Source organism: Clostridium sp. Marseille-P299, assembly GCF_900078195.1.
Lineage (GTDB): Bacteria > Bacillota > Clostridia > Lachnospirales > Lachnospiraceae > Lachnoclostridium.
The window spans coordinates 668,588-681,671 of sequence record NZ_FJVE01000006.1; the positions used below are offsets into that span (position 1 = coordinate 668,588).

The window sequence follows — 13,084 nt, forward strand, 5'->3', positions numbered from 1 at the left end:
GGATTATTATATTTAAAAATATATTTTTTCCATTTTCTTAGCTATCTTTGATAAATCATAATTTTTAGCATTCTTAATATTTTCACTTTTCATTTTTTTACATTTTTCTTCATTAGTACTTAATTCTAATATAGCTTTTATAAATCCATCTACATCATCTGGATGAACCAAATATCCACCTTTTCCCTGATGTATTAAATCTTTATTTCCTCTAATATTAGAAACAACACATGGTAATCCAAAACTCATAGCTTCCATTAAAGCAACTGATAACCCTTCTCTATAAGATGGGAATGCAAATATATCAGAAATTTTATAGATTTCATCCACATCATTACGATATCCCAATAATTTAACTCTTTTTTCAAGCCCATATTCTTGAATTAATTTCTTTAATTGTGGTTCTAAATCACCTTGCCCACATACTAGGTAATATATATTAGTTTTTTTTATATCTGCAATTGCCTTTATTATTATTTCATGATTTTTATTCTTATTAATTTCACCCACAGATAAAATCACCTTAGCGTCTTTAGGGATATCAAATTCATCCCTTTTTTTATCTTGTTTGATATTCACACGCTCAAACCTTGAAGTATCAATACCTACACCAGGTATATACTTAACTACTTTAGAATGAAATTTTTTTGCTCGTTGATAATCTTCTTTATTTATTGTAATAATTGTATCGGTGAATTTAGACAATATTTTTTCCACAGGATAATATATTAACCAATTTTGAATTGGTGCCCCTTTATAAAAATGAAAACCATGGGCTGTATAGATTACTTTTCTATTTTTATTTGCCGGGAAAACAATCCTACCTATAGCACCTCCCAAAGGAGTATGGCAATGCACTAAATCAAAGTTAATATTTTTTTTTAGCAATTTTAACTGTCTGCATGCAGCTAATAATTTATTTAAATTAAATGGAGAACGTGCAAAGTCAATATGATGGCATATAATTCCAGTACCTTCTAATTTCGAATTATTACTTCCATAAAAAGGATAATTAAAATTACTTGCATAGTGAACTTCATAACCTTTGTTTTGAAGAATTTTTACATTATTCATTTCAAATTGTGGAATAAACCCACTAACTGTTGTAATCAGTAATGCCTTCTTCATTTATATCCTCCGTCTTTCTTATTGAGTTTAAAAAATTCTCAACACAATAAGGTGTATTCTCTAAAATAGACATACTGTGTTCATATATTAAATTTCCAAATATCTTATTTAGAAACCTATTTTTTTCTGTAAACTTAATAACAATATTTGAAATACCACGAACTTGATGCATCTTTTTTCCCTTTACTCTTGCAATCAAATAACACATTTCACTTGTACATACGTATTCCTCGTTTTGAGGATAAAAAAGACCATTTTTCTGTTTAGTAATTAGAACTCTTATAAACTCGCACAAATTGTCTATATATATCATACTTCTTTGATTTGAAACTTCTGGAAAAAAAGGTAGTATCTTGGCGAATTTAGATAACTTTACATAATTTCCTTTGCAACCTCTACCATATACCATGGGTGGTCTTACTATTGCTATACGGAAATTTTCATCTTCCATTTTCTGTAAACCTATCTCTGCCTCTAATTTACTCCAACCATAATATGAATTCGGTGTAGGAATAGTATCCCTAGTGATAATACCATTTTTCATTCCATATACACTCATTGAACTAAGAAAGATAAATTGCTTAGTACCATTTTCTTTTGCCTTTTTTGCAATTTCAAGTGTAAGATCTATGTTGACTTTTTTATATATATTAAGCATATTATTCTTAGACCTTTGGTGAACTATCCCAGCAACATGAAGAATTGCATCATACTTAGAGAAATCCTTTTTCCTCCATCTATCATCTCGCACTGATATAAAATCTATATTACACACTTCATGATTTTGATGTTCTTCATTATATTTATTCATATATTTAAGAAAGCTATTTCCAATATAACTATTTTCACCAGTTATTAATATATGTTTAATAGTCAGTCACTCCTATACTCTATTACTTCTGTTATAAATTTATATAGCATCTGTAAATTATTGTAAGTTATTGTTAGGTACTTTGACAACTTCTATTAATAAATATACAAAATAATGTAATTATAAATTTACATTATTACTTTGTATAACATTAAAATACTATTTATTATTCATACTTATTTCTATTAAAAACCATAAAATATCACTTTACACAGTATACGCTTTCCCCCTATAAAAGTCAATAAATCTCCTCTTTCTCCAAAAGTTTAAACATACATTTTCATAAAAACTATTCTCTTAACTACAAATAGCGCTAATATATAATCATGTGTGTAATGATTTACCATTTGTGTTAATAGAGATGCGTGTAAAACATTATAAAAGAAGAGGCATATATTCATACGAATTAAAATAGCAAATCGATACTTCCATACAGATAATACAGTAACCTACCTACGTCGTGTATATGGATAGTAAATATAACTATTTGCAAGCGAAACAAGTAACTTTCTCCAATTATTGTTTACGAAAACGTTGATATGTGCGAAAAAATAAAAAACAGAGCAAAATTTGCTATGCTCTGTTTCTATGTACTGACATATTTTATTTATCCTACACCTTCCCATCTACCCGATTAACTTCAACCTTCTCCTTCTGCACAACAAACTTAATAAAGCAAACCGTAACACCAATCATACAAACCCCAAAAATATTAAGCACCTGCTGCGCATAAATTGGTACCCCACCAATAGTAAGCTCTAGCCCCTGTATCACATCCAAAATCCTTCCACCAACCCACGACACCAAAAATCCATACGCCCCGGAAATAGAAAGCAGTATCGTAAGTTGCGACATTCTATGCTCACGGCTTAGAAAATCAAGTTGCACACCAAATAGTCCAATGCCAATAAAAGACCACCCTACAGCAGAGAACAAAGTTCCAATAACCGTCATAATACGTGCATTCCCCGGCACGGTAAATGCCATAATCAAATAATACATTCCAAGAGCACACAATGCATACTTTAAGACTCTAGCCATGCCATATTTATCTCCAAGCTTCCCTACTTTAGGTGTGATACTAATTCTTAAAATATTTGCTAAAAATCCAACCACCATTATATAAGTATATGGCAAGTTCAATTCCTTAATTTGATAACTAGCATTAAAAGGATTTGCAATGTATAAGGAAGTCATATATAAGCAGTTCAAAGCAAATACAAGTCGAAATTTTCTGGCCCCAAAAGCAATTTTAAATTCTTTTACCAAGCTTTCTGGCTTATCATATATAATCTCTTTCTTCGCTCTTTTTGCTAAAGCTCCATGCATTTCCTTCCCATCTTTATTTAGATAGGATACTTTAGGCTCTTTCATAAGAGAAAAACCGACCACATTAATCACTACTAAAATAAAGATAATAGCGCCAAGAATAGAAAATGCAACCAATAAATTGCTTTTCTTCCAATAATCCAGTACAACACCAGCTATAAGCATAGTGCTTGCAACCACACAAACCGCAACAGAATCTTTGATTGATAAGTATCTTCCCCTTAATCTACTTGGTACAAGGCTAGCAAGCCAATCTTGCGTTGCAGGTATCCCTATTTGAACAAATATCTGTGCTATAAAATAACATACAACAAGCAAAGCTATTTTCATCGATGTGTTAATCGGTAAAAATGGTATAAAATAAAGAAATGAAAGCAAAATTCTTTGTAACGCTGTTAAGCAGACAAATAATTTGCACTTTTTAAGCCTCCTTATATAACTCATAGCAAAAAGCTGTGATAACGCTGCCAAACTTGCTAATGATGTAATAACTCCAATATTCGCATCACTAACACCAATATACGCCATAAGCGTAGCTAAAAACGTTCCCCCTGACAATTGTGCAATTGTTTGTGCTGCTGTGTCACTTACAGTATAACATACCCTACTTTTCTTAAAATCCTGTTTCGTTTCTGGAATTGCCATAAAGTAAATTCGTCGCATTTTCCCAATCATGTAACTTGTTATGAACATCATATGACTCATGTTTCTAACCTTCCTCCGTATAGTAAAAACTTTATCTTCAAATGCATCATATCATATTGAAACATTTCGTAAATGTTCAAAGTCATACAAGAAATGTACTATTTTCTCAAGCAACATATTAATCATTGTATCTAATCCAAACTTGCATTTCACCAGGAGTTCTATTTCCCCACATAAAATAAGGTATCGCTTTTATCTGAACTTTTTCCCTAATATTTTTATTTTCACCTGCGAATGAATTTAGATTTTGTAGTGGTTCTTTATTACACCATGCAATGTCACTACCTACAATACCATCGTATCTATCCTCTTCACAAACGTCGCCATCATATGCAACACTACCATGTGCAACATCACCGCATGCAACATTATCGCTCTCATTACCTGGTACATCATTACATGCAACACCATCACCCTCATTGCCTGGAGCACCCTTACATGTAACAACACCCATCAAAACAACATCATCTGTCACAACATTATCACACCCTACACTCTGATACAAAGCATCTCCCCAAGTCTCATCCACTTCTCTCTCTCCCTCAATAAGAATAGACTTTGCACCACCAAATAAATCCGTATCATCTATAAGTTTAAACTTTCCATCCCCACAAATCCTTAAAGCTGATAAATTTTCACCATTATCAACCTCTTCCAAACAATAAACAACAGGACCACGTTGAATAGCAACTTTTCCAGCATTGGCACGTACTTTGGGATTTGCTTTCATCATCTCAATTGGCATATCAAGATTTAATAAAATTTGACTCCCATTTTTCCATTCATAAGTAATCCTTGCATATCCATTTTTTATTGTATCGTTTAAAAGAATCTCTTCACCATCTATCATCAAACTTGCTTTTCTACACCAATTTGGAATACGAATAGCAATGGTAAACATTTTAGCTACCTTTTCCTCCATTTCTACTGTAAAATGAATATTCCCTTCCCAAGGATAATTTGATTCTTGTTTTAATCGTACAAGCTGATCGTCAAAGGTAGTTTCAACTTCACTACTAATGAATTGATGAACAAAAAGAGTTTCTTCATTATATGTATAAATATACTTGCCAAGAGAACTCAATAACCTAGCTAAGTTTGGAGGACAACAAGCGCAACCAAACCATGCTTGCCGAACTGGTTTCACATGATGCTTATCTGGGTTTTTCTCACAAGCTTCTGGCCAAACTTCTAGAGGATTTACATAAAAATAATGTTTACCATCATCTGACATCGAACCAATAATAATATTAAACAAAGCTCTTTCAATAACATCAGCATAACAACTATTTAGTTCCATCTGAAGCATTCTCTGGGCAAATACAATTAACCCAATGGAGGCGCATGTTTCGGCATACACCATATCATTTGGAAGATCATAGTCAAATGTAAATGCCTCCCCTGCATGGGTTGAGCCGATTCCACCCGTGATATACATCTGTTTTGAAACAATATTATCCCATAAAGTTTTGCAAGCTTTATATAACTCTTTCTCACCATACACTCTAGCTACATCAGCCATTCCTGTTAACATGTAAACAACACGAACTGCATGACCAGTAGCCTCCTTTTGTAGCCGAACTGGTAAATGTGCTTGTAAATATTTCCTACGATTCTCAGGGGAATCTATCTTTTGATTGCTCCAAGCAGAAATGCAATCTCTTTTTTCCCACTCCCCTGTAAAATAATATGGATCCTTTCCACGCTCATCAATAAAATACTTACCTAACTTTGCATATTTTTCATTTTTTGTAACCTCATATAAACGTATCAATGCTAACTCAATTTCTTGATGACCATCATACCCATGAAGTTTTTCTGGCTCTTCTCCAAAAACAGTATCAATGTAATCTGCAAGTTTACAAACTATTTGCAATAATTGCTTCTTACCAGTAGCTTCATAATATGCAACCCCTGCTTCAATAAAGTGCCCCGCCGTATATAGTTCATGACATTCTTCTAAATTCGTCCATCGTTTTCCCTTAGCTTTCGTAGTAAAGTACGAATTTAAATATCCATCTTCTTGTTGTGCTAGACCTACCAGTTCAATTGCATCATCTGCTAATTTCTCTAACTGAGCATCTGGGTGTGTAGAAAGAGTATACGCAACAGCCTCAAGCCACTTTGCCAAATCCGTATCTTGAAAAAAGAACCCATAAAACTCTCCCTCGATAAGACCTGCAGCAATCTTTAAATTTTTAATCGCATGACTTGGTGCAGCATCATTCACACGGTCATTTAAAACTTCCCATTGATAAGGAATAACTACATTACGTACAAGATCAATCTTATCTGTCCAGAATGAATCTTTAATTTTAATTTTCCTTAAAGATATGGATTCTGAAACTTTGAATTTCATAGAATCCATATTTATTGATTCAGTATAAACATCGTGTAATTCCCCTTTACTTCCCATAAGCGATCTACCTTTCCTTTTTTATTTCACTATAACAATCCTTAAGTACTTGGTAAATAGTTTAAAGTTCAAAAAGGTGTAAAAAAGTCATATATTATTTTTTCTTATACTATTCGAAAAATCTATTAAAACTGATATCTTTAACTCATATATAATACTATATACATATAGATGTCATAATCTATAAATACCGTTGCTTATAGATATTATCGTCCATAGTTATCATTAACCTATCCATTTCATTGTTTAGATATATCATCGCTTAGAGATATCATCATTCAGATTTATAATCATTTAGATATATAATCATTTAGATATATAATCATTTAGATATATAATCATTTATAGACATCATTGTCTTTACATCTCATTTTTACTGCTCTATAATTAACCTAATATATTTTACTGAATATTAAACATCACAGTGTCATTTTGTCATTTCAACCATTATTAATAGTCTAATAAAATCCCCCCTAGGAGAGTATATTATGATATTTTATGAATTTAACTTAGAACATCCAATTAATTACGCACTCACAGGAAAATTTAAAGCACCATATGAGCACTGGATGCATGATGATATGCCCCTAAATGATTACGAATTATTTGTAGTTACTAGTGGAACTTTATATATTTCATATAATCTTAAAAAGCATGCCGTAAGTGAGGGTGAAATGTTATTACTTCCCCCAGTACCTGAACCAAACAATCGAAGAAAAGGATTTCATCCATCTGGTTGTTCTTTTTATTGGCTCCATTTTTCTTGCAATCATGATCTTAAAATACGAAGTATGCCAGAGAACACGAATGAGGACACTAAAGTTTCACCAATCACTAAGTACATAACCATACCTGCAACGGCGAAACTCCCCTCTCCCGACAAAGTCATCGTCTTTATGAAGCAACTGCAAGATTGCATTCGTTCAAATTACAATGATATTGCAAGGAATTACATGACAAGTATGATTTTATGTGAAATACATAATCAGTTTCATACAATAAGTAATATGAATTTACAAACAAAAAAAACGCAGTCACAGATGTATCACGACATCGTTGACTACGTTGTAGATCGCATTTCAAAGAATATTAAAGTCTCTGAAATAGCCACTGAATTTGGTTATAACGAAAAGTATATATCGCATTTATTTTTTACCATATCTGGAATGACATTAAAGCAATTTATATTAAAAACAAAAATGGACAATGCCAATTTTCTTTTAACCGATACGAATAAGTCCATCAATGAAATAGCGCTATCCCTAGGTTATAGTGATAGTCACAATTTCATGAAAGCTTATAAAAAAATTATTGGATTAACTCCTTCTGAGTACAGAAACGCTTTTTCAAAACGATTACTTTTTGATAAATAAATCATAAAATAATTTTGCGTTACTACACTTCTTTATATTTAAAAGGATTTTGTGAATAGCATGGCTCTATAAGGATTTAAAGTCATACTACTCACAAAACCCACAATCAAAACTTTCACAAAGTTTACTTACAAACTACTCTTTAACAACCTCATATGGCCAATTTAAAATACCACCAAATTCATACACATTGCTATATCCTAATTCCGCCAATTGTTGACTTGCAATCCTACTTTTCACTCCACTTCTACAATATACAAGTACTGTCTGATCTTTATCTGGTAAAACATCTTCTGCTTCCAGTTCTACATCTGCAACTGGAAGCAACATTGCATGTTCAATATGACCATCCAAATATTCATCTCTGGTTCTTACGTCAAGTATTCTTATTTCCTTATCAGAATCCATCATTTTCTTAGCTTCTGCTGCTGTAATTGATTTAAATGTTATTTTATTATTATTCAAATTTATCACTCGTTCCTATCTTTAATGACTTACTATCTTAAATTACTTACAATATTTAATTACTTTCTTTATTCAATTACTTCCTTTATTTAATTACTTTCTTTATTCAATTACTTCCTTTATTTAATTACTTGCTATATTTATACATTTTAACGATATGACAATACCTACCTGAAAAATACCGCAAAAACATATTATACCTAAACTTTATGCCTAAACAAATAAAGACTAATTGATTATTAGTTAATCATTTACTACTAAAATATATACTACCTAAAATTATAATCTGTAACAACTTTCTCCCTATTCAGTCTTATGTCATCAAAGAATTCATAAAAGCTAAACCCTAAAAATCCACCTGTCACATTAATAACATTATGATACCCCAAATGCTGTAACGCCATAACTGCATTGTAACTTCGTTGTCCAGTTCTACAATGAATGTACACATCTTTATCCTTTGGAATCTCTTCCACTCTATCTCTTAAACTAGAAAGTGGAATATTCACAGCTCCAATGATATGACCATTCTTATACTCCATCACTTCACGAACATCTAGAATATACGCATTATTTTCAATAAGACTTCTTAGCTTGTCAACTGATACCTGTCTAAAATCTTCATTCATTAAATTCTGGCCAATATGTCCAGCATAATTTATAATATCCTTCGCAGTTCCAAACGGCGGAGCATAGCATAAATCCAACTCACTTAGATCATCAACAGTAGCGCCAAATTTCATTGCTGTAGCAATTACATCGATTCGCTTATCTACATTTCCCTTACCAATTGCCTGCGCCCCTAAAATCTTCCCTGTTTCTTTTTCATAAAGAAGTTTAAAAAACAAAGGATGGGCATCTGGCATCAATCCCACTTTATCATTTAAAATAAATTGAATTGCTTCATAGTTTACATCAAGTCCAAGTTCCTTAATAAGATTCTCATTCAAACCAGTTGCAGCTCCATTGTAATCAAAAACTCTTATGGCCGAACTGCCTAAATACTTAATATTCTCAGTTTTTCTACCATGAATATGATTTGCTACAATTCTTGCTTGTTTTAACGCTGGTCCAGCAAGTGAAATTCTAGCCTCTCTTTGCGTTACACCATGAGTAAGTTCAATTGCATCACCAATTGCATAAATACTTTCATCATTTGTTTGATAATTAGAATTAACCTTAATTGCTCCTGTACTTCCAATTTCTAACCCAGCTTCTTTCGCCAATGTTGTTTCAGGAGCAATGCCAATTGCCATAATAACTGCTTCTGCTTCAACCGTTCTACCAGAAGCTAACATGATTGTTTGTTTATTAAATTCGCTAACTTTATCTTCTAAAATTAATTTAACGCCTTTTATATATAACTCACGATGGAAAATCTGTACCATATCATAGTCAAATGTCTTAAGCACCTGGTTTTGAGCTTCAATCAATGTTACCTGATAGCCACCATTTACAAGGTTCTCTGCTGTTTCAATGCCGATATAACCACCACCGATAACCGCTACATTTTTATGACCTGCATTCATAATTCCTTGCTTTACATGCACAATATCTTCAACATTTCGAATCGTAAATACATTTGCACTTTCAATTCCTTTAATCTTTGGTTTGATTGGCTTAGCACCTGGTGATAAAATGAGTTTATCATATGTTTCTTCGTAGATTTCCTCTGTCATCAAATTATGTACACGAATCATTTTATTCGTTCTATTAATTTCTACTACTTCTTGATTTACCCTTGCATCAATGTGATATCTCGTTTGAAATGCCTCTGGATTCATCATTACTAACGAATTCGCATTTTCAATCATACCACTCAAATGGTATGGAAGAGAACAATTTGAAAACGAAACATTCGGTCCACGTTCAAACATAATAATTTCGTCTTCTTCACTTAATCTGCGTAATCTTGTTGCTGCAGAAGCTCCTCCTGCAACACCGCCAACAATTACTATCTTGCTCATTGCAAATCCTCCTCTTTTTATTTCTAATATTTTTTGATCTCTAATCTTATTTTAAGGGACAAGTTCTCTTAACTTGCCATCTAATTATATTATAGCCTAATTTTCTATTGCGTTCTGTAACTTAATCACATGATTTTAAATATGTAACTCAAACTTCGTAGTTGTAATATATCCTATTATACTCCTGTTTTAAATTTCAAATCAAGTGGTGCCTATTTGCAAATAGTTTGAGAATGTTATTACAACTGTATTAATTTAAAAATATCTACTACAAGCAAGGATTCCTCATAAATAAAAATTATAATTTACTCAAGTAAAAGTGTTAAATTCCATAAAAAAAGGAATGTTAAAAACAAATCGAGTGCGATTCATTTATCAACATCCTTTTACACATTCCGTTTATTCTATTCTTAGAGCTAATATTCCGCTGCTAACATCTTATTCATCGGTCCCTACATTCGTTTCAATAAATACTGAACATTCTTCTTTTCACCAATCACCAAAAGATGTTCTCCATGCTTTAAAACATAATCTGCCGATGGCATTAACTTCATATTCCCTTCTCTTTTTACACCTAAAATACTGATCTGATATTTTGTTCTTATACTCAATTGGCTAATGCTATGATTCTCCCATTCAGGTAACACTTCTATTTCATAGATAGAGTACCCTTCCGTTAACTCAATATAGTCAAAAACATTTCTAGCACTGCATCTTATTGCTAGCTTTTCAGCAGCATGTCGTTCAGGGTAAATTACCTCATCTGCTCCATTTCGTAATAAAAACTTTGCATGGATGTCTCGATTCGCTTTACTAACTACGTACTTTCCTCCTAATTCTTTCACAAGGCTAGTGATTTCCAAACTACTTTGAAAGTTGTTTCCAATACAAACAAAACACATATCAAAGTTGCCAATACCAAGAGCTCTTAAAACTTCTTCATTTGTACAATCACCAATTTTCGCGCTTGTGGCAAAAGGGAGCATATCATCAATTCGTTCCTCCCTCTCATCAACTATCATAACTTGATTACCAAGGTCCGTAAATTTCCTACATAAATGTTTTCCGAAACGTCCCATTCCAATAATTAAAATAGATTTCATACTACACCCATGCCTTTCCTATTCGTACTTTATCTAAGAGAATACCGGTCTCTTATTTTAACCTATTACTATTTTTTCTGTTGGTTGTAATAAATGTGATTTTTCCTTTTTTGAAGTAAAGGATAGCGCAAAGGATAAGCTACCAATGCGACCAAAATACATCAAAAGTATAATAAAAATTCTAGCTATGCTTCCCAATTCTCTTGTAATTCCAGTAGTCATACCTACTGTACCGATTGCAGAAAATACTTCTAATAATACATCTGTTAATGGTAATGCGTCAATACCACAAATAAGCAATGCCACACTTAACGCCAATATAAGATTAGTACTGCAAACTGCCGTAGCCTTTTTAACAGAATCCTCTGGTAGTCTACGTTTAAATACATTACAACCACTGGTATTTTTTATATTTGAATATAAAAATAGTAAAATTACTGCAACACTTGTTGTTTTTACACCACCAGCGGTAGAACCTGGACTTCCACCAATAAACATAAAGATAAGGGTAAGAAGCTTACTGCCCTCTGATAAGGCTGCTATATCCACAGTATTAAAACCAGCAGTTCTTGGTGTAATGGAACAAAAGAGTGAACTTAATATCTTATTTTTTAAAGGCATATCCTGCATAATATTATTTCGTTCAAATAAATAAAAAAGAATAGCTCCTCCAAATATCAACAAAAATGTCATGGTAAGCACAATTTTTGTATGTAACATGTACTTCTTAAAGTGCCACTTCTTTTTCGATATATCATCCCAAACAACAAACCCGATACCACCAATTACAATAAGACTCATAATTACTAAATTAACAAGAATATCTCCTTGATACCCCACTAAAGATATATACGCTTCATCTCGTCCCATTAAATCAAATCCCGCATTACAAAATGCAGATATCGCATGGAATACACCATAATATAAGGCTCGGCCAAATTTTAATTCGGGATAAAATCTTAGAAATAATAAAAATGCCCCGATTCCTTCAATTAAAATAGTACCCTTTATAATTTTTCTTGTAAGTCTAACGATTCCGCCAATCTCTAAGGTATTAACGCTCTCTTGCAATAATCCTCTTTGTTTTAAATCGATTCGCTTACGCAGTAATAGTGCAAAACAAACCCCAATTGTCATAAATCCAAGGCCACCAATTTGAATTAATAGCAATATAACTACCTGTCCAAAAATAGTCCAATGTTGAAATGTGTCTTGGACTACCAATCCAGTAACACACGTTGCACTGGTTGCTGTAAAAAGTGCATCCAAAAATGATGTATCGCCAGGTACTCTTGAGGATATTGGAAGCATTAAAAGCAGCGTTCCAAGCATTATTAATATAAAAAATCCCAGAGCAATTAGTTGAGTTTGTGTTAATTTATTTTTAAATATAGAAATCATAGAATAATTGTGCCTTTCAAGCTTTTTCTTTTAGTTTTTGCAATTTTGCTTTTATTACTATACTTTTTTTAATATTTTTATTATATGATTCGTGTCAAAACTACATTTTATGTATTAAACGGATGAATGCTATTTTAATAATCATCTATCATAAAAACGATTTTCTCCAATTTTGAACTTATGACCTTATATCATAGTTATAGCGATTAGAAGTGTTATTTTATTAAGATAACATCAAGATTGTTAGAACGCAATAAAATTATGTAAAAAATTATTTTAAAGGATAAAAGCTATAACAAAAAATTAGAGATACATCTTAGAAACAA

The 13,084-nt window shown here is 32.1% G+C and carries 9 protein-coding genes; 1 reads left to right on the plus strand and 8 read right to left on the minus strand.

Features of this window, described 5'->3' with window-relative positions; translation table 11 throughout:
• Positions 1 to 12 precede the first annotated feature (12 nt).
• From BN4220_RS07015 to BN4220_RS07030, 4 genes are all read right to left on the minus strand, one after another.
• Complete coding sequence (locus BN4220_RS07015) at positions 13 to 1,128, minus strand: glycosyltransferase family 4 protein (RefSeq protein ID WP_066715088.1); 1,116 nt, start codon at positions 1,126 to 1,128, stop codon at positions 13 to 15.
• Positions 1,097 to 2,005 (minus strand): NAD-dependent epimerase/dehydratase family protein, encoded by a 909-nt coding sequence (locus BN4220_RS07020; protein WP_347477068.1) that lies wholly within the window; start codon positions 2,003 to 2,005, stop codon positions 1,097 to 1,099. The genes BN4220_RS07015 and BN4220_RS07020 overlap by 32 nt, the downstream gene beginning before the upstream one ends.
• Before the next feature lie 606 nt (positions 2,006 to 2,611).
• Positions 2,612 to 4,033: an MFS transporter gene (locus BN4220_RS07025; RefSeq protein ID WP_066715092.1), complete on the minus strand. Its 1,422-nt coding sequence runs from the start codon at positions 4,031 to 4,033 to the stop codon at positions 2,612 to 2,614.
• Between the two features lie 118 nt (positions 4,034 to 4,151).
• Positions 4,152 to 6,449: a glycoside hydrolase family 127 protein gene (locus BN4220_RS07030; RefSeq protein ID WP_066715094.1), complete on the minus strand. Its 2,298-nt coding sequence runs from the start codon at positions 6,447 to 6,449 to the stop codon at positions 4,152 to 4,154.
• Positions 6,450 to 6,937: 488 nt separating this feature from the next.
• On the opposite strand from BN4220_RS07030, the gene BN4220_RS07035 reads away from it, so the two are divergent.
• Positions 6,938 to 7,822, plus strand: coding sequence for an AraC family transcriptional regulator (locus BN4220_RS07035; RefSeq protein ID WP_066715096.1), 885 nt, complete (start codon positions 6,938 to 6,940; stop codon positions 7,820 to 7,822).
• A 135-nt stretch (positions 7,823 to 7,957) separates the two neighbouring features.
• Here the strand turns inward: BN4220_RS07035 and BN4220_RS07040 are convergent, their stop codons facing one another.
• From BN4220_RS07040 to BN4220_RS07055, 4 genes are all read right to left on the minus strand, one after another.
• On the minus strand, positions 7,958 to 8,287 hold the full coding sequence (locus BN4220_RS07040) for a rhodanese-like domain-containing protein (RefSeq protein ID WP_242867754.1): 330 nt from the start codon (positions 8,285 to 8,287) through the stop codon (positions 7,958 to 7,960).
• 269 nt (positions 8,288 to 8,556) lie between these two features.
• The gene (locus BN4220_RS07045; protein ID WP_066715100.1) at positions 8,557 to 10,254 is read right to left on the minus strand and encodes an FAD-dependent oxidoreductase; all 1,698 of its coding nucleotides are present in this window, start codon (positions 10,252 to 10,254) and stop codon (positions 8,557 to 8,559) included.
• Between the two features lie 452 nt (positions 10,255 to 10,706).
• A complete protein-coding gene (locus BN4220_RS07050; protein WP_066715102.1) occupies positions 10,707 to 11,357 on the minus strand; it encodes a potassium channel family protein in 651 nt (216 codons plus the stop codon).
• 57 nt (positions 11,358 to 11,414) lie between these two features.
• A complete protein-coding gene (locus BN4220_RS07055) occupies positions 11,415 to 12,758 on the minus strand; it encodes a TrkH family potassium uptake protein (protein ID WP_066715103.1) in 1,344 nt (447 codons plus the stop codon).
• Positions 12,759 to 13,084 lie beyond the last annotated feature (326 nt).